We start from the raw sequence: 19,128 nt of genomic DNA on the forward strand, positions 1-19,128 counted from the left end.
CGAAGGTCGCGGCGTCGACCACGCGGATGATGTCGCTAATCTGGGCCACGTCGAGCTTGGCCGCTACGCGCGGCGCGACATTTTTGCCGCTGGCGGTAGCGGCAAAAAGAAGGTGGCTGTATTGGTCCGCGATCGAGAGCACTTGCGAGGCCACGGATTCGGCTAGCCCGGCCGCAAGGCGCGGATCGTCGGCGTGAAGCACCCTGGCGACACCGGCGATCCGCGCGGCGGCCGACGCGGCCGCGCCGGCGTTGTGCCCGGCTACCAGCACGTGAACGTCCCCTCCGCACTGGGCGGCGGCGGTCACTGCATTGAGCGTGGCGCCCTTGATAGACGCGTTGTCGTGTTCGGCAATTACCAGCACTGTCATATCAGATCACCTTCGCTTCGTTCTTGAGCTTTGCCACCAGGGTGGCGACATCGGGCACCTTCACGCCGGCGCTGCGGCTCGGCGGTTCGTTGACCTTCAGCGTTTTCAGGCGCGGTGTGACGTCCACGCCGAGTGTGTCCGGCCCGATGGTGTCGAGAGGCTTCTTCTTGGCCTTCATGATGTTGGGTAGCGTGACATAGCGCGGCTCATTCAGGCGCAGGTCGGTCGTGATGACGGCGGGCAGGGTCAGCCTGATCGTTTCAAGGCCGCCGTCCACTTCGCGGGTGATGATCGCGGCGCCTTCGGCAATCTCGACCTTCGACGCAAAGGTAGCCTGCGGCAGATCAGCCAGGGCCGCGAGCATCTGGCCGGTCTGATTACAGTCGTCGTCAATTGCCTGCTTGCCGGCGATGACAAGGCCAGGCTGTTCCTTGTCGAGCAGCGCCTTGAGCAGCTTCGCGACGGCCAGAGGCTGCAGGTCCGCGTCGCTCTCGACGAGGATGGCACGGTCGGCGCCGATGGCGAGCGCCGTGCGCAACGTTTCCTGGCTCGCCGCCGTGCCGCAGGACACGACCACGACCTCGCTGGCCGCGCCTTTTTCCTTGAGACGAACCGCTTCTTCGACAGCAATTTCGTCGAACGGATTCATGCTCATCTTGACGTTGCTGAGATCGACGCCGCTGCCGTCAGCTTTGACGCGGACCTTGACGTTGTAGTCGATTACCCGTTTGACCGGGACCAGAATCTTCATTGTGTCGTTCCTCCATATTCGTGGTGCGATGGGCGCCACGAGGGTTGTTTTCAATCGCAGCGCTGACGAAGCGTCTTGCGTAACGGTTGCGAAACACGACCCCGCACCCTGGCTGAACCCGAGGTGCCGCATTGGGTGAGCATTAGGGTCGGAGCGCGGCGCTCCTCAGCCGAAATAGCCGCTGGCAGTGCCGAGGCGCTGGTGGCACTCGGCGACCATGCGCTCGAGCAGTTCGGCGCAGGAGGGGATGTCGTCGATGAGCCCGACCACCATGCCTGCGCTGATGATGCCGCCGTGCGGATCGCCCGCGTCGAGCGCGGCCTTGCCGCGGGTGCCGGCCACGAGCGGTCGGATCTCGGCGAAGTCGCACCCACCGGGGCGGCGTTCGGTGGCGACCACTTCGTCGGAGACCGCGTTCCTGAGCACGCGGGCGGTGTTCTTCAGCGAGCGGAAGATCAGGTTGGTGTCGCGCTCGCTGGCTTCGAGCAGCGCGCGCTTGATGTTCTCGTGGATCGGCGCTTCCCGGGTGGCGCAAAAGCGCGTACCCATGTTGATGCCCTCGGCGCCGAGCACGAGCGCGGCGGCCATGCCGCGGCCGTCGCCGATGCCGCCCGAGGCGATCAGGGGCACCTTGAGCACGCGCGCGGCGGCAGGGATGAGCACGAGGCCGGGGATGTCTTCCTCGCCGGGGTGGCCGGCGCATTCGAAGCCGTCAATGCTGATGGCGTCGACGCCGAGCTTTTCGGCGGAGAGCGCATGGCGCACGGCGACGCATTTGTGGATGATCTTGATGCCGGCGGCCTTCATCTTCGGCATGAAATCGACGGCCTTGTTGCCGGCGGTTTCGACCACCTTGACGCCCTTGTCGATGATGACGTCGATGTACTCGGCGTAAGGGGGCGGCTTGATGGTGGGGAAGATGGTCATGTTCACGCCGAAGGGCTGGTCGGTCATGTCGCGGCAGCGGTCGATCTCGGCAGCGAGCGCTTCGGGGGTCGGTTGCGAGAGACCGGTGAGCATGCCGAGGCCCCCGGCGTTGGCGACGCCCGCGGCCATCTCGGCGAGGCCGACCCACTGCATGCCGCCCTGCACGATGGGGTAGCGGGTGCCCAGCAGTTCGGTGACGCGGGTCTTCATGGTCAGCGGTGTAGTCATATGCGTATGTGCGTATCGATCAGGTCGAAGAAGGTCGCGCCTGGTGAGTGCGCAAGGCACAAACCGGAACCGCAACTACTCATCAGAAGACATATTAATCATTATAATGATATATGAGAATAGGGAGGCCACCTGATCTGCGGGTGATAGAGTGAAACGAGGCTATGGCAGACGCTGCGCGGCTGAGTCGATAACCATCGAACATGCTCTGGCCTGCGCCGGATGAAAATCGGGCGCGCTCGTTTCGAGCGGGGTTCACGCCGCCAGCCGCCCTGGCAACCGCATAAACAACCGTCTGCGCCAGCGCACGACAACTCATGGAGACCTAGCCGGATGGCCGACGCTACACAACTGACGAGCTTGCAGTTCGAACCCTCACACCTGCGCCGGTGGCTGCAAGCCCGGTTGCCCGACATTCGAGGTGAAATGCGGCTGACGCGGATCGGCGGCGGCCAGTCGAACCCGACCTTTTTCGTCGACTTCGACGATCAGTCGTTGGTTCTGCGCAAGCAGCCGCCGGGGCCGCTCCTGCCTTCCGCGCACGCCGTCGATCGCGAATTTCGCATCCAGCGCGCGCTCGCCGGCACGGACGTCCCCGTGGCCGAGATGCTGGTGTTCTGTGACGATCGCGAGGTGGTTGGCACACCTTTCTATGTGATGCGCCGCCTTCATGGCCGGGTGTTTCCGCATTACGCGCTGCCTGAAGTGCCGTCAGCCGAACGGCGTGCCTGTTACGAAGCCATGGCGGATACGCTGGCAGCTCTGCACGCGGTGGACTGGCAGGCGGTCGGCCTCGAAGACTTCGGCAAGCCGGGCAACTTCTTTGAGCGACAGGTGGCGCGCTGGACGCGTCAGTGGCACGCGTCGAAAACGGGCGAAAGCGCGGACATCGACCGCCTGATCGAGTGGCTGCCACGGCACGTTCCGCCGGATCAGACGACCAGCATCGTTCACGGCGACTTCCGCTTCGGCAATCTGATGTTTCATCCGACCGAGCCGAGAGTGATTGCGGTGCTGGACTGGGAGCTGTCGACGCTGGGCCACCCGCTTGCGGACGTCGGCTATTGCAGCATCGCGTGGTCTATGCGCCCGCATGAATTCGACGGGGTACGCGAACTCGATCTGCCGGCGCTGGGGCTGCCCACACGGGACGAATTCGTCGCGCGCTATATGAGCCGCTGCGGGCGAACGCAGGAGCTCGAGCCGTTTCATGTGGCGTTCTCGATGTTCCGGTTCGCAGTCATTCTGGAGGGCGTCGCCGCGCGCGCGAGAGCGGGAAATGCGGCGTCCGCTGATGCGGCCGAGGTGGGGGCGCAGGCGGCGGCGTTTGCACGCGAAGCGGCGGCACTAACGCGTATCTGAAGCGCGATATCCCGGTGAACTCACGCGGCACGCTATCGCGTGCGCGTGGGGCTAGCCGGTCGATGCCGGCCCTCTCACAGGGAACTGCTCAGGTGCCCGCCATCGACGGGCAACGCTGCGCCGGTGATGTGGCGGCCGGCGTCTGAGCACAGCAGCAGGAGTGGCCCGTCGAGATCGCGCGCCGTGCCGAAGCGGCGGGTGGGTACGCGCTGGCGCAGTCGTTCGCCTGCTTCGCTGTCGAGAAATTCGCGGTTCAGGTCGGTCGCGATATAGCCCGGCAGCAGCGCATTGCAGCGGATGTCGTAGCGTGCCCACTCCAGCGCCATCGTGCGGGTGAGCTGAATCAGCCCTGCCTTGGACGCGCTGTACGGACCCACGCCGGCGGCCACCCGTTCACCGAGGATCGACGCGACGTTGACGATCGCGCCGCCGCGTTGCGCCGCGACCATCGCGCGGGCGGCGGCGGTCGCGACGAGCCAGCCGCCGCGCAGATTGGTGTCCATGATGCGATCCCACTCGTCGGGCTTCTGGGCGAGCAGGGGCCGGGTATTGGTTACGCCCGCGTTGTTCACGACGATGTCGAGCGAGGCGCCGATCCGCTCGTGCAGCGCTTGTAACGCGTATTCGACTTGGGCGGCGTCCTGCACATCGAGGGCCAGCGAATCGGCCTGATGGCCGGCGGCGCGCAGCGCCTGCACCGCCGAATCCAGCTTGTTGGCATTGCGCGCCGCAAGATGTACGGTGGCCCCCGCGTGCGCCAACGCGCCCGCCATATGCAGGCCCAGGCCACCGGACGCACCCGTTACCAGTGCGTGAAGGCCAGATAGGCCGAAGTCAGGTGCGTCGCGTGAATCGCTCGGCATGCGAAGAGTCTCCGTTAGTTTTTGCGCCAGCTTTGCGTCGCTGACCGTTCTCGTTACCAGCCGGCCAGATCGGCGGCACGCGCCCGATGGTGCGCGGGCGATCCCATCCAAGCATGATCGAACATCGCACGCCGCAGAAAAATGTGGACATCCAGCTCCCACGTATAACCCATGCCGCCATGAATCTCGACGCAGCGTCGTGCCGTGCTCACATACAGATCGGCGAGATGTGCCTTGGCCAGCGCAGCCATGCGGGCGGCTTCATCGCGCTCGCGGTGATCGAATGCGTGCGCGGCGTACCAGTGCAGGCCGCGCGCTGGCTCGACCGCAACGACCATGTCGGCCAGTTGGTGCTTGACCGCCTGGAACTGGCCGATTGGCTGGCCGAACTGCTCGCGTTCTCTGGCATACGCCACTGCCATCTCGTGACAGCGCGTCGCGCCGCCGAAAGCATCCGCCGCCAGCAGAATCAACGCGGCATCGCGCAGACGGTCGGCGTGTGCGGAAGCGTCCGGCAGGGTCTCGTGCGGGGCGTGATCCAGCGTGACTACACCGAGGCGCCGTGTGCGGTCCGTGGACGCCCGTGAGGCCACGGCAACCCCCTGGTCGTCGCGTTCGACGAGGGCCAGTTGACCGTCCTTCAGGCCGAGCACGAATAGCTGCGCGTGCGGCGCGCCCGGCACGGTCCATGACGCCGCTTTCGGGTCGTTCTCGTTTTCGTTCTCGTTGCCGGCGAAGCCGACAGCGGCGATCACGCTGCCGTCGAGCAGAGGCGGCAGCCAACGCGCACGTTGCGTGTCGCTGCCAGCCCATGCAATGGCCAGTGTCGCCAGTACGTGGCCGATGAAAGGCACGGGCGCGGCGCGGCTGCCTAGCGTCTCGGCGATCAACGCCAGATCGATCATTTCCAGACCGAGGCCGCCCTGTTCTTCGGGCAGATTGATGCCGAGGACGCCCAGTTCGGCGAGGCCGGACCACAGTTTCGGGTCGTGACCGCCGCTATCGCTTTCGTCATCGAAGAGCTTGTGCAGCGCGACGGTGTCGAGGCTTTCGTCGAAATAGCGCTCGACCGCGCGCTGCATCTCGTGCTGTTCTGAACTGAGCAGGAAATTCATTCATTGGCTCCCGCGTTGTCGCGTGGCAAGCCGAGGCCGCGTTCGGCGATCAGGTTGCGCTGGATATTCGAGGTGCCCCCAGCGATCGCCATGCCGAGCGAGCCAAAGAACTGCCCACTCCATCGTTCGTTGCCGACCGGTCCGTGGGCCGGATCGGGGGCGAGCAGCAAAGCGTCGCCCATCAGGTCGCGTGCGATGGCGGCGATTTCGGCGGCGATGTTGGAGGCCGTGATCTTGTTTAGCATTGGCGCAATACCGGGGTCTTCGCCGTGAGATATCATCGAAAGTTGACGGTAGCCCGAGTAGCGCGCCGCTAGCACCGTGCCTTGCAGCACGGCAAGCCGCTCGCGGATGAGCGGATGCTGGAGCGCGGGATGACCGAGGAAGGTGCTGCGACGCGCCAGATCGACGAGCTTGTCGAACAGCGCCACCGATGCTTCGGCGTTGCCCATGAAGCCAGCCCGCTCGTGGCCAAGCGTCGTCTTCGATACCGCCCAGCCGTCGCCGCGCGCGCCGACAATCCAGTCCGCCGGCGTGCGTGCGTTGTCGAAGAAAACTTCGCAGAACTCGCTCTCGCCGGTGATCTGCTTCATCGGACGCACGGTGATGCCAGGCTGCCTGATGTCGACCAGCAGATAGGAGATGCCTTTGTGCTTCGGCGCGTGCGGTTCCGTGCGACACAGCACGAACATGTATCTCGCCTTGTGCGCGAGCGAACTCCACGTCTTCTGTCCGTTGATGACCCACTCGCCGTCGACCAGTTCGGCGCGGGTGCGCAGGCTGGCGAGGTCGCTGCCTGCGCCGGGCTCGCTATAGCCTTGCGCCCAGATCACTTCGCCGGACATCGTGGGCGGGATGAAGCGCGCTTTCTGCTCCGGCGTGCCGCGCTCCAGCAAAGTCGGCACGACCATCGAGACGCCCACGCCGCTCAGCTCGCCCGGCGCTTTGACGCGCGCAAACGCCTCGCGCACGATCTGCCCTTTGAGAACATCCGGCGCCTGCTCCGAGCCGCCGTATTCGCGCGGAATGCCACGGTACAGATAACCGGCTTCGATCGCCTTGCGGCGGAATGCCTTAATTTCGTCCGATGTGGGCTTCGACGAGCCGGGCGTCCAGTTCGCCTTCAGAAAGGCTTGTACCTCGGCGCGAAAGCGCTGATGTTCTTCGCTATAGCTCAGATCCATGGTGCCGTTTCCGTTCAACCGCGCCGCTTCTGCGCGAGCAGTTCCCAATGGCGCGCCATCATCTTCGCGGCGCGGCGCTTGAGGTCGTCGCTAGGCTCGGGCAACAGCAGCACGCCGTCGTGATCGGGCAGCGCCACGGTGGCTTCGCAGCGGACGGTTTCCTCGCCTCGCTGGTTGGTCATCGTAACCTTGAGGTCGACCAGCTTGCGGCCGTTCTCTTCGCGCTTGCCGACGACTTCGCCGGCGATGAACTGGGTGTCGCCCATGTAGTTGAATTTACGGATTTCGTCGTACTGGCGTACCACCCAGCCGTCGTCGCCCGCCCAGTCGGTCAGATAGCGGAACAGGTAGTTCTCGCGCATGACGCCGTAGTCGTACGCCATTGGGTTACCGATAGCCTGGGCCCACGAGCTATCCCAGTGCAGGCGCTGCGCGACGTCGGGAATGCCGTTGGCGTCCTTCACGTAGAACGGCGCAATGCGGTTGCGGTTCTTGTGCCAGAGCCGTCCGCTACGCAGACCGTAGGGCACCCAGCCGTAGCCCGCGCCGTGAAAGTTGACCACGTCGGTCACCGTCAGCGGACCGGACGCGCCGGGTGTCATCGCTTCGCCGACCTGGACGTCGGACCAGTAACGCTTCTGCGCGCCACGGGCGTCTTCCTGCGCGTAGACGGCGTCGATCTTCGCGATGTCTTCGTCGGTGTATTTCGCGGGCTCGATGGCTGCATATTTGCCCTTCTCGCGCGCGGTCTTGCGCTCGGTCAGGATCGAACGATAGCGGTAGGTCGACACGACTTCACCGCGTTGATTCACCTTGACGTCGGTGTGAAAGCGCGTGACCTTGCGGCCGGCAAATTCGCTCGGCGTGACTTCGATGCCGTCCTCGCCGCCGAAGCTGTAAAGCGTGTCGCCTGGAAAAATCGGCCGGTAGAAGGTCCACTCGCCGCCCGAGATGAATACGTGGATACCTCGGAACAGACTCTTGGTGTTGGCCTTGTACTCCGCCGTCGGCGGATCGCCGAGCAGCGGCCGGTTGATGATGCCGGCCATCATTGACGGCGCAATCACGGAGCCCCAACGGGTGCCTGCCGCGTAATCGGGGTCGCAAAAGAGTGGGTTGTCGCTGCCGCACGCGTAGGCGAACGAGCGGATGTTGTCGATGTTCGCAGTGCCGATCTGTTCCTGATCGCGCGCGGCAAGATCGATGTTCAGAATCTTGTTGGCGCGCTCGATGTCGTGATCGGTCAGTTCGTAGTTGGTAGCCTTTTTGAACTCTTCGCTAATGCCTTCGGTAGGCTTTTTCTCGACGTTTGTAGTGGACATCCGTGTCTCCGGTACGGTAAGGGAAGCTGCCTTGGCTTAGGCCGATTCGGCGGCTAGCAACTGACGGACTTCGTGTTGACTGATTTTCAGGGACGGCGTACGCGGCAACGCACGCACGATGCGCAAGCAGGTCGGCACCTGATACGCCACCACCTTGTCGCGCAAAAACTGCGTGAGTTCGGCCTCGCTGACGGCACCCGCTCCTTCGCGCAACTCGACTGCAGCAACCGGCACGGCGCCCAGACGCTGGTCCGGCAGCCCGACGACACAGGCTTCCTGAACGGCCGGGTGCTCGCGCAGCAGCGCTTCTATATCGCGCGGCAGCACCTTGAAGCCGCCGCGGATAATGGCGTCGTCCACGCGGCCGCGAATGTAGAGAAAGCCATCGCTGTCGAGTTCCGCCAGATCGGTCGTGCGAATCCAGCCTTTCGTTTCGCTTTGCAGCGAACTGATCTCCAGTACGCCTTTCGTGCCCGCCGGCAGAACTTCACCGGTTTCACTGTCGACGACGCGCAACTCGATTCCGGGCTGCGCACGCCCGACCGAACCGACCTTGAGCTTGTCGAACTGCCGATAGTCCTCGAGCGACCAACCCGCGACGGCCCCGGCGAATTCGGTCGCGCCATACACGTCGAGCACCGGGACCTTGAAGGTCGCCTCGAACAGGCTCTTGAGTTCTGGCAGCAGCGGCGCGCTGCCGGCACGTACCGCGATCACGCTGGAGAAGAGTTCGGGGTCCACCGCGGCGTCCAGCAGCATGCGCATCGCCGACGGCGGCAGCGAAATCGCCTTCGGCCGGTGCGCTTTCAGCACACGGCAATATTCGGCGACGCTGAATTTTTCCAGCAGCGCGATCGGGCGTCCGGCGAGCACCGCATCGAGTGAGAAATAAAGTCCGCCTATATGAACGAGCGGTGCGGCCAGAACCGCCGGCGTGCGCGTCGCGCCGGCAGCGGAGCCAGGGCGCTTCGATTCATAGGCCGCAGCCCGCGCGAATGACTGTTCGAGCTGCTTGTAGGGCAGTTTGATGCGCTTGGCCGGACCGGTGGTGCCGCTGCTGAGCATCAGCACGGCGGTTCCATCCAGCAACTCGTGAAAAGGACCCGGGCCCATTTTGTCCCGACCGTCGAGCACGCTGACCCGGGGCTCGGGCCTGAGGCTGACCTGCACCGCCAACGCACCGGTTTCACGTGCGACTTCGCGCAACGGAGCAAGCGCCCAGTCCTGCTCCGACGCCACGATGGCGGCGCAGCGTAACTGGCGCAAATCGACGGCGATCTTGTCGGCCCCCTGAAACGGGTTGACCGTCACGATGCAACGCTCGGTCTTGAGTACCTGTAGGGCGGCCGCGACCATGGCTGGCGCATTACGCAGCAGCATCGCGACAGGCGTCGCCTTGCCGAGGTTCGTGCCGGCAAGTAAGGCTTCCAATCCGCTCATCACCGCGGCGAGTTGGCCCCAGGTGAACCATTCGCCCTCGAATTCAATGGCCAGGGCTTCCGGCGCTGACGTTGCAGCTTGCTCTATACCTTGGGCCAGGGTTTGACTCATCGCGTCTCCTTAAGGCTGCCGCGCCACTTCGGGCGCAATTTAACATTAATGATTCCAATCATATCAATTGTATATATGATTGGTCAATGCTGAGGGCGAGGTGAGAGCGTTCGGACGGGGATGGCGCGGCGGCTGCGCGAGAGACTCCGGATTGGCACATTCAGAGTCCTGGATGCGCTCATGCAGCGAGCATGGCTGCCTTCAGATATTCGCGGCGTGCCGGCGTCAGCCCGCAGACGTCCTGCAGCCAGGTGTCCGTGCCGCCGTATTCGCTCGCCAGCGCGTCAAACGCGGCGCATAGGTATTCGGGCTCGACTGTCAGAATGGGCAATGCCGCCTGCGCAGGCAATTGCAAATCTATGCTGCTTTGGAAAAGCGCCTGGATTCCAGGAATCCGCGGGTCAGCGCTGCCCAGAGCAGAACGCGATTGCAGGTAGTCCTCCATGATGTCGTCTATCGATACCCCCAGTGCATACAACACGAGCGCCACCGCAAACCCCGTACGATCCTTGCCGGCAGCGCAATGCAGCAGCATGGGTGCGTCTCCCTCTATCGCGGCATCGAACAGCCAGTGGAGGCGCGGCGCGAACGCGACGGGAAAGCGCCGGTAGATCTCCAGCATCATGCGGTGCGCGCTTGCCGCGTCGGGTTTTGCGGCGAGCATGCTCATCAGTTTCGGATCGCTGCGGATATCGTTTCGAATGTCGAAAGAAAGAATCCGCACTCGGTGGCCCGGTGGCGGTGCAGTGGGTGAATGCTGAGATTCCTGGTGACCGCGTAGATCGCAGATCGTCCGCAGGCCATGATTTGCCAGCGCGGTCCACCCTTCAGGACCGAGCCTGTGCAGTCCCGCACTACGGTAGAGGACGTTCGCCGCGACGCGGCGGCCGCCTGTGCCACGCATGCCGGCGAGGTTGCGGAAGTTATGGGCGCCAGCCAGCGACGCAAGCGGGGATGGCGCCGAAAGTTGCTCAGACATGATTGAGTTCAGAAATTCATACGGCTGATTCAGAGGGGCGCCACGATTCGTAACACTCCTACGCCTGTCGAGAGGCTGCGGCTTCGAGGCATCGTCCTGTGGGGCGCCCGAGGAGGTGTTAGCCGCGCTCCTTCAGCGTGATTAACAGGTCCTTTGCAGCGACACGGTCTCCAGGGTGCACGTGGACCTCCGCGATCTCGCAGTCGTGTTCGGCGGCGATGTGCGTTTCCATTTTCATCGCTTCAAGTGCAATCAGCGTGCTGCCGGCGGTGACCCGCTGCCCGGCCTGAACCGCCACCGTTACCACCGACCCCGGCATGGGTGCGGCCACGTGCAGCGGATTTGACGGCTCGGCGACGGGGCGGCTGCGGCGCATCGGCCCCGTCTGGGCGGCGCTGCGCTGCTCGATCGAAGCGGTGCGTGATTGCCCGTTCAACTCGAACTGCACCTTCACTGTTCCTGCCGCGGTGTCTGCGTGCAGGCCCTGCAATGTGACCAGGAGGGTTTTGCCTGCGGCAATATCGATCGCCACCTCTTCCTGTGGCTGCACGCCGTAGAAGAAGGCTGGCGTTGGCAGGACGGACGTATCGCTATAGGCACGCACGTGCTGGAAGTAATCGGCGGTCTGCTTTGGATACATCAGATACGAAGCAAGCTGCCGGTCGTCAAGCACGTGCTCGCAGGCGGCTGCACCCGCGACGCGCGCGGCTTCGAGATCGACTGCGGCAAGCTGGTCGCCGGGGCGGTAGGGCGCCGGTGGCTCACTACGGAGTACCTTGCGCGAAAGTTCGGCCGGGAAGCCGTCAGGTGGAAAGCCTAATTCACCCTTGAACAGCGAGACGACCGATTCGGGGAACGCGATTTCTTTGGCTGGGTCGCTGACGTCGGCGGCGCTCAGGTCGTTGGCCACCATCATCAGCGCCATATCGCCGACGACCTTGGAAGTCGGAGTCACTTTGACGATGTCGCCGAACATGTGGTTGACGTCGGCATAGGCGCGCGAGACCTCGGTCCAGCGATGCTCGATGCCGAGCGAGCGAGCCTGCTCGCGCAGATTGGTGTACTGGCCGCCGGGCATTTCGTGACGATAGACGTCGGCGGTGCCAGCACGGATCTCCGATTCGAACGGTGCGTAATAGCGGCGCACGCCTTCCCAGTACATCGACGCTTCGTGCAGTCGCTCCAGATCGAGTCCCGGATCGCGCTCACTACCCGCCAGCGCAGCGGCGATGCTCGACAGGTTGGGTTGGGAAGTCAGCCCGCTCATCGCATCGAGCGCACCGTCCACCGCATCACAGCCCGCGCCGATCGCGGCCAGTGCGGACGCGGCCGAGATGCCACTCGTATCGTGGGTATGAAAGTGCACGGGCAGTCCAGTCTCCTGCTTGAGCACCCTGACGAGCGTAGCGGCGGCCTGCGGACGGCAAATGCCCGCCATGTCTTTGATACCGAGCACGTGTACGCCGGCGCGCTGCAATTCGCGAGCGATACCGACGTAATACTTGAGGTCGTATTTGGCGCGCGAGCCGTCGAACAGGTCGCCCGTATAGCAGATCGCGCCTTCGCATAGCGAACCGCTTTCGCCGACTGCGTCGATCGCCACGCGCATGTTGCGCACCCAGTTGAGTGAGTCGAACACACGGAACAGATCGACCCCCGCGCTGGCTGCCTGCTGCACGAAAAAGCGCACGACGTTGTCCGCGTAGTTGGTGTAGCCGACCGCATTCGAGCCGCGCAACAGCATCTGGAACAGAATGTTAGGCACGCGCTCGCGCAACTGCGCCAGCCGCTGCCAGGGGTCTTCTTTCAGGAAGCGCAGCGCCACATCGAAGGTGGCGCCTCCCCAGCATTCGAGTGAGAACAGTTGAGGGAGATGGTGCGCGTAAAACGGCGCGATGGGCAACATGTCGGCGGTGCGCATGCGGGTGGCGAAGAGCGACTGATGCGCGTCGCGCATCGTCGTGTCCGTCAGCAGCACCTGTTTCTGTTCCAGCATCCAGCTGGCGAATTTTTCCGGCCCTAGCTCGCGCAAGCGATCACGCGAGCCGGGGGGCACGGGCGTCGCGCCATGGGGCGTGGGAAGCACCGGTCTGGGCAAGGGCAACTGCGGTAGCGCTCGACCGCTCAGTTCGGCATGCCCATTGACGCTCACCTCGCCGAGATAGCCAAGCAGTTTGGTGGCGCGATCGCGCCGCTTCGTAAATGCGAGCAGCGCGGGAGTGATATCGATGAAGCGGGTGGTGAGATCGCCACGGGCAAAGCTCGGATGATTGATGACGTTTTCGAGGAACTGCAGGTTCGACGCCACACCGCGGATTCGAAACTCGCGCAGTGCGCGGTCCATACGGCGGATCGACTCGCCTGCCGTGGGCGCCCACGTCGTGACCTTGACCAGCAGGGAGTCGTAGTAGGGGGTGATCACCGCGCCGCCATAGGCCGTCCCCGCATCGAGCCGCACGCCGAAACCCGCCGCGCTGCGGTACGCGGTGAGCCGTCCATAGTCGGGCAGGAAGCCGTTTTCCGGGTCTTCGGTAGTGATCCGGCATTGCAACGCATGACCGTTGAGCGGGATGTCGGGTTGCACCGGCACGCCTGCTGCACGCGTAGCGACGCTGCCGCGTTCGTCTAACGCGTCTTCGATCATGCCGATCCTGCCGCCTTCCGTAATGCGGATCTGCGCCTTGACGATATCAACACCGGTGACCATTTCAGTGACGGTGTGTTCGACCTGGATGCGTGGATTCACCTCGATGAAATAGAACTGCCCGGTGTCGGCATCCATCAGGAATTCCACGGTGCCGGCGTGGCTGTAGCCGACCGCGCGCATCAACCGGAGCGCGGCTTCACATAGCGTCCCACGAGCGACGGGGTCAAGATACGGGGCCGGGGCCCGCTCGACCACCTTCTGATTGCGCCGTTGCACCGTGCAGTCGCGCTCGTACAGGTGCACCAGCGTGCCATGCGTATCGCCCAGCACCTGGACCTCGACATGGCGCGCGTGGCGAACAAGCTTCTCGACATACACTTCGTCATTGCCGAACGCGGCGAGCGCTTCCCGGCGCGCAGCACCGAGCGCGCTTTCGAGGTCCTGTTCGCTCTCCAGAACTCGCATGCCGCGTCCGCCACCACCCCAGCTTGCCTTGAGCATCAGTGGATAACCGACATCGGCCGCGAGCCGCCGGCATGCTGCGAGATCGTCAGGCAGCGGTGCGGTGGCGGGCATCACCGGCACGCCAGCGGCAATGGCTGCATTGCGCGCCGCAACCTTGTTTCCCAAGGTGCGCATGATCTCGGGCGACGGTCCGATCCAGCGGATGCCGGCATCGATGACGGCCTGCGCGAAATCCGGATTTTCCGACAGAAAGCCATACCCGGGGTGAATTGCGTCGACCTGGGACTGCCGGGCAATGCGCAGAATATCGTCGATGTCGAGATAGGCCGCGAGCGGCTTTTTGCCGTCGCCGACCAGATAACTTTCGTCCGCCTTGAAGCGATGCAGGGCGAGACGGTCTTCCTTCGAGTAGATCGCCACTGTGCGGATGTTCATCTCGGCAGCGGCGCGCATCACCCGGATGGCGATCTCCGAGCGGTTGGCAATCAGTAGCGATTTGATGGGGGTATGCGTCATGAGATGCGAGGCTCGGCTATGGGGAAACGTGGCCGGCCATGCACAGGGAAGAGTGCGTGGCCGGCGCGCCTGATGGAGCGCACGGTGGCGTGAAAGCTGTCAGCGCGCGGTGCGCCGCCAACCCGCAACGTTCACGAGGGGCGCGGATCAGCGGCCGGTGAAACGCGGTGCGCGCTTTTCGATAAAGGCGCGCACCGCTTCCTTGTGATCCTCTGTCTGGGAGGTTCGCACCATCGCGGCCGCTTCGAGGTCCAGCAACTGCGCCGCGGGTGCGCCGTCCGCGGCTGCATTGAGCGCGCGTTTCATGTGACGGAATGCAATGCTCGGGCCCGCCGCCAGTTCGCGTGCCAGGGTGAGCGCGTGGGCGTCGAGCCCGTCGTCCTCGACGAGTTCGTTGATCAGGCCGAGTCGCAGTGCCTCGTCGCCATCAATGCGCCGTGAGCGCATCATCAACTCGCGCGCGGCCGATGGCCCGGCGAGCTGCGTCAGAAAATAAGCACCGCCGAAATCGCCGGAAAAACCGAGCGACGCAAAGGCCGTCTCCAGCTTGAGCGTACGTGACGCGATGCGCAGATCCGCCGACAGACCGAGGCCGACGCCAGCGCCCATCATCGCGCCGCGCAACGCGCTGATAGTGGGTTTGGGCATGGTATGAAGTAGCGCTGCGCTGTCCATTTGACGGCGCAGCCGTGCAATGCGGTCCTCCGTCGTCAGCTGCGCAGCCTCTTCTTTCGAGATGCCGCCAGCCTTGATGTCGCCGCCGGCGCAGAAAGCGCGGCCGGCGCCGCGTAGCAGCACCGCGCGGACCTTCGGATCGTCGGCCAGGCTCTGGAGGGTGCTCTGCAGCGCGTCCATTACCGGACCGGACAAGGCGTTGAGCCGGTCCGGGCGATTGAGCGTGACGATCGCGAGTCCGTCCTCGCGGTCGCACAGAACTGGCGCTTCCGCATTTTGAGTAGAAGTGGTGGTTTCCATCAGCGTCCAGTGGGAATCTGGTTGAAGGGCAAATCCTTGTCGACCCGCAGATCGGCAGGCAAACCAAGCACGCGTTCCGCGAGCTGGTTGCGCAGCACTTCGTCCGCGCCCCCGGCGATGCGTAGCGCCGCGCCCCAGCAATAGCCGTGCAGCAGCTTGTGCGCCTCGCGGCGCAGCGCGTCGTCCGGGCAGAGCGCCGCGATGCCGTGCAGCTCCAGTGCCATGGCCGAGAGTTCCTGCAGCATCTTGCCGAGCACCAGTTTGCCCATTGCCGCCTCGGCGCCGAGCTGCTTGCCGCGCGAGAGCAGGGTTAGTTGCCGGAAACGGTAGTTGCGCAGCGCCATCTCCTGCGCGACGAGGCGGGCTAGCGGAACGGTCAACGCCGCCGCATCGGGATGAGCCCGCGCAGCTGCGAGCAGATTGCGCGTATCGGGGAGCTGGTGCGATTCGCCCGAGGTCGAGGCACGCTCGTTCATCAGGGTGGTCATCGCGACCTTCCAGCCGGCGCCTACTGCATCCACGCGATTGCAGTCGGGTATGCGCACGTCGTTGAGGAAGACCTCGTTGAATTCTGACTCGCCGGAGATCTGACGAATCGGCCGCACTTCGACGCCGGGGATCTTCATCTCGACCACGAAATACGTGATGCCCTTGTGCTTGGCCACCGACGAATCGGTGCGCGCGATCAGCACGCCCCAATCCGCTGTATGGGCCCACGAGTTCCACACTTTCTGGCCCGAGATCACCCACTCATCGCCATCGCGCACGGCGCGCGTGCGGATGCCTGCGAGATCGGAACCTGCTGCCGGTTCGGAGAACAGTTGGCACCATTGCAGCGAGCCCTCGATGGTCGGACGCACGAAGCGTTCGATCTGCTCAGGCGTGCCGTGCTTCAGCAGCGTCGGCATGACCAGATTCGTGCCGATGGTTGTAAATACGCCGACCGGCAACTCGTAGCGGCCCTCTTCTTCGGCGAAGATCACCTCCTGCATCGGCGTTGCATCCTGGCCGCCTACCGCGTGCGGCAGGCACAGGGCGCCGTAGCCCGCGGAGGATTTGTGCTTTTGCCAGCCGCGGCCGCGCTGCGCCAAATCAGCGAGCGTCAGCGCCTGGCTGTCGATGCAATAGGGGTTGGCATTGGCGGCCAGCCAGTCACGCACTTCGGTGCGGAATGCGGCTTCGTCAGGGGTATCGTTGAAATCCATGGTATTCGCTTCGATAGGTCAGGACGGATCAGGCCGCAAGGCTGGGTTCGACGCTCGCATCGAGCAGCCGCTGACTCCAGGCCGCTGTGCTGCCGAGCTGCACGGCCAGTAGACGGGCGCGACGCAGGAACAGATGACAGTCGGCTTCCCAGGTGTAGCCGATACCGCCGTGTAAATGGAGCGACTCCTCGGCGGCGAAAGTCAGCGCCTCCGTGGCGGAAAGCCTCGCCGCCGCAGCCGCGCGCGGCAGCTCCTCGCTATTGACCTGCGCAGCCCAGGCGCCGAAGTACGCGTTCGAGCGTGCCAGTTCGTTCTTGACCAGCATGTCTGCCAGTCGGTGCTTGACGGCCTGATTGCCGGCTAGCGGCCGGCCGAACGCATAGCGTTGCAGCGTATAGTCGCGTGCCATTGTGAGCGCGCTTTCAGCGGTGCCCAGTTGCTCGAACGCGGCGATGACCGCAGCACGGTCGCGCAGTGTGCGCAGCAACGCGGCCAGTTCTGGACCTGCCAGCAGTGTTTCGGCCGGCGCATCCAGCAATTGCAGACGGCCATGTGCCCGCAGGCGGTCGAAACTTTCCAGCGCGTCGCGTTGCACACCGGCGGCTGTGGCATCGACCCACACGAGTGCGGGCTGATTGTCGGCGTCGAGAACGGTCACGAGGAGGTCGGTCGCGAGCAGCAGGTCTGGCACCACGGCCTTTTCGCCACTGACCTTGCCGCCGTGCAGGCGCGTTTTGGGAACGCTACGCTCGAACGTGCCCGGCCAGGCCTCTCCCGCTTCGGCACCCCCGAGTATCACCACGGCTGCGCCAGTCGCGATGCGTTGCAAAAGCTCGTCGCGCCGCGTACTGGCTGGGCAACGGCCCAGCAACTCGGCGGCCACGCAGACCGTGCTAAAAAATGGCACCGGCGTCAGCGCGCGCCCCAGCTCTTCGGCGAGGACGCACAACTCCAGCGTGCCAAGGCCGAGCCCGCCATGGGCCTCATCAATGGCTGCGCCGAGCCAGCCCATTTCTGCGAGCTGGGGCCAGAGTTCAGAAAGGGCGTCGCCACCGGCGTTCATCCATTGGCGCACCTTTTCGCGACTGCTCGCGTCGGCGAGAAAGCGTCGCGCCTGATCGCGCAACATGGCTTGTTCGTCGGAGAAATCGAAGTTCACGGAGTGCTTCCTTGTCGTTTGCCGACTCGCGTAGCGAGCCTGAATCCATGGTCCAAAAAGCTTCCAAACGGGATCGCGATGCAAGATCGGCGTACCCCGAACACGCGGTGGGTCATCGCCGCTCCGGTTTGCATGACGCCTCGCGTGCGGGTGCAGGGCGATTTCATTCAAGCCATCCCTTACGTCTGGCCAGCGCGACGGCTTGAGTCCGGCTCTGTGCGCCAAGCTTGGTGCTGATGTTGCGCAGATGCGTGCGCACCGTGCTCGGCGAGACCCCGAACCGCGCGGCCATCGTGTCGTTGGAAAGGCCTTCGGCTACACCTTGCAACATGCGCAATTCCTGAGGCGTCAGATTCCCGACCGGATGCGCTGGCTCGACCATAGACGGCAGCGGTCCGAATGCCAGCAACAGGCGGCGAGCGTGATCGACGACCATCGGGTCACGCTGGCGCGCGTCGCTCTCTTGCGCAAGAAAGCGCTGCACCAGTTCGCCGGCTAGCGGGCCTTCGTCGACCACGAGGCGCACGAAGCCCTCGCGCGTGCAGATTTTCAATACAAGGCTGAAGCGGGAGAGGGCAGTCGTGAGTTCACCCTGACGCAGCAGCGCCATTGCCTCGAGCAGACGCAGCAACAGGACGCGCCGGTAACTGGAGGTGGCGGTCGCCACGGCAATCTGATGCTCGATCTGCGGCACGGTATCGGCGCCGCCCACGAGCACGGCGCGCCGCAGCCGTGCCAGTTCCAACGTCTCCAGATCGTTCGCCAGGTTGCACTCGCGCGCGACGCGCTCCCACAGGATTGCGTCGTCGGCGCGGGAAAGCTCGGTGTCAAACGCGATGAGGTCGCCTTGCAGCAGTGACATGCGGGCGCGCTCAATGCGTGCACCGGCCACGACGCGGGCGAGGTGGCGGCGATGTCCCAGCGCCTCCAGTTCGGCCAGCATCTGAAGCGCGTGACCGGGATCGCGGCGAAAGGCGGCGATGCGTGCCAGCATCACGTGACCGAGAATCATGTGGTCGGACAGGCCCGCATTGCAGACCAGCGGCAGGTAGACGTGGAGCAATTGGACAGCATGATCGAGTTCGCCGGACTCGTAGACCGTCGCGGCGTACAACAGGCCAGCCCAGGCATTGCCGCCCGCGTACGAAAGAGTGGGTGCGCCGCCACTCGCCGGGTTGATTGCGAGCCGGAAGCGCGCGGTCGCCTGGCGAAGCCGGCCTTCGAGCAGATCGATGATGCCGTCGACGGATTCCGCGTACATCAGGCTGAATGCACTGGGTTCGCACCCTTGGGCGCGGCGCCCCGCGTCGAGCAGACGGCGCGCTTCCTGGTGGCGGCCGAGCACCGTCGCAGCGTTGGCAACCACGTTGACGAGGACCGAGCCGGTGAACGACGGCGCATTGGATAGTCCCGCCAGCAACGGACAACCGTACGTGTACGCCTCTTCCTGACGGTCCTGCATCGACAGCAGCAACGACGGCAACGTATCGACGAGTTCGCGCACCACTG

14 protein-coding genes and 1 pseudogene are annotated in these 19,128 nt (G+C 64.4%); 1 reads left to right on the plus strand and 14 read right to left on the minus strand.

All coding sequences use genetic code 11. The features are described 5' to 3' along the window. The 3 genes and pseudogenes from VGH68_RS02445 to VGH68_RS02455 form a co-directional block, all read right to left on the minus strand. Positions 1 to 370, minus strand: a pseudogene (locus tag VGH68_RS02445) (electron transfer flavoprotein subunit alpha/FixB family protein); the annotation flags it as partial. 1 nt (position 371) lies between these two features. Next, positions 372 to 1,121 (minus strand): electron transfer flavoprotein subunit beta/FixA family protein, encoded by a 750-nt coding sequence (locus tag VGH68_RS02450; RefSeq protein WP_331601914.1) that lies wholly within the window; start codon positions 1,119 to 1,121, stop codon positions 372 to 374. A gap of 165 nt (positions 1,122 to 1,286) precedes the next feature. Further along, complete coding sequence (locus tag VGH68_RS02455) at positions 1,287 to 2,258, minus strand: nitronate monooxygenase family protein (RefSeq protein ID WP_331601927.1); 972 nt, start codon at positions 2,256 to 2,258, stop codon at positions 1,287 to 1,289. 351 nt (positions 2,259 to 2,609) lie between these two features. On the opposite strand from VGH68_RS02455, the gene VGH68_RS02460 reads away from it, so the two are divergent. After that, positions 2,610 to 3,638 carry a phosphotransferase family protein gene (locus VGH68_RS02460; RefSeq protein ID WP_331601915.1) on the plus strand — a complete coding sequence of 343 codons (1,029 nt, stop codon included), beginning with the start codon at positions 2,610 to 2,612 and terminating at the stop codon, positions 3,636 to 3,638. Between the two features lie 74 nt (positions 3,639 to 3,712). Here the strand turns inward: VGH68_RS02460 and VGH68_RS02465 are convergent, their stop codons facing one another. The 11 genes from VGH68_RS02465 to VGH68_RS02515 form a co-directional block, all read right to left on the minus strand. Next, entirely contained in the window at positions 3,713 to 4,501 is a 789-nt protein-coding gene (locus tag VGH68_RS02465; protein WP_331601916.1) for an SDR family NAD(P)-dependent oxidoreductase, read from the minus strand. A 53-nt stretch (positions 4,502 to 4,554) separates the two neighbouring features. Then, positions 4,555 to 5,616 carry an acyl-CoA dehydrogenase family protein gene (locus VGH68_RS02470; RefSeq protein WP_331601917.1) on the minus strand — a complete coding sequence of 354 codons (1,062 nt, stop codon included), beginning with the start codon at positions 5,614 to 5,616 and terminating at the stop codon, positions 4,555 to 4,557. Further along, positions 5,613 to 6,800 (minus strand): acyl-CoA dehydrogenase family protein, encoded by a 1,188-nt coding sequence (locus tag VGH68_RS02475; RefSeq protein WP_331601918.1) that lies wholly within the window; start codon positions 6,798 to 6,800, stop codon positions 5,613 to 5,615. The genes VGH68_RS02470 and VGH68_RS02475 overlap by 4 nt, the downstream gene beginning before the upstream one ends. Positions 6,801 to 6,814: 14 nt before the next feature. Beyond that, positions 6,815 to 8,122: an FAS1-like dehydratase domain-containing protein gene (locus VGH68_RS02480; RefSeq protein ID WP_331601919.1), complete on the minus strand. Its 1,308-nt coding sequence runs from the start codon at positions 8,120 to 8,122 to the stop codon at positions 6,815 to 6,817. Positions 8,123 to 8,158: 36 nt separating this feature from the next. Further along, on the minus strand, positions 8,159 to 9,673 hold the full coding sequence (locus VGH68_RS02485) for a class I adenylate-forming enzyme family protein (RefSeq protein ID WP_331601920.1): 1,515 nt from the start codon (positions 9,671 to 9,673) through the stop codon (positions 8,159 to 8,161). 178 nt (positions 9,674 to 9,851) lie between these two features. Continuing rightward, a complete protein-coding gene (locus VGH68_RS02490; protein WP_331601921.1) occupies positions 9,852 to 10,652 on the minus strand; it encodes a tyrosine-protein phosphatase in 801 nt (266 codons plus the stop codon). Between the two features lie 118 nt (positions 10,653 to 10,770). Next, positions 10,771 to 14,280, minus strand: a complete 3,510-nt coding sequence (locus tag VGH68_RS02495; protein ID WP_331601922.1) for a pyruvate carboxylase — start codon at positions 14,278 to 14,280, stop codon at positions 10,771 to 10,773. A 147-nt stretch (positions 14,281 to 14,427) separates the two neighbouring features. Then, entirely contained in the window at positions 14,428 to 15,255 is an 828-nt protein-coding gene (locus tag VGH68_RS02500; RefSeq protein ID WP_331601923.1) for an enoyl-CoA hydratase, read from the minus strand. Then, entirely contained in the window at positions 15,255 to 16,460 is a 1,206-nt protein-coding gene (locus tag VGH68_RS02505) for an acyl-CoA dehydrogenase family protein (protein ID WP_331601924.1), read from the minus strand. The genes VGH68_RS02500 and VGH68_RS02505 overlap by 1 nt, the downstream gene beginning before the upstream one ends. Before the next feature lie 28 nt (positions 16,461 to 16,488). Further along, positions 16,489 to 17,619 (minus strand): acyl-CoA dehydrogenase family protein, encoded by a 1,131-nt coding sequence (locus VGH68_RS02510; protein ID WP_331601925.1) that lies wholly within the window; start codon positions 17,617 to 17,619, stop codon positions 16,489 to 16,491. A gap of 163 nt (positions 17,620 to 17,782) precedes the next feature. Further along, a partial coding sequence (locus VGH68_RS02515; RefSeq protein WP_331601926.1) for a LuxR C-terminal-related transcriptional regulator occupies positions 17,783 to 19,128 on the minus strand: 1,346 nt, incomplete at its 5' end.

Origin of the sequence: Paraburkholderia sp. (assembly GCF_036488505.1) — a bacterium.
Taxonomy (GTDB): Bacteria; Pseudomonadota; Gammaproteobacteria; order Burkholderiales; family Burkholderiaceae; genus Paraburkholderia.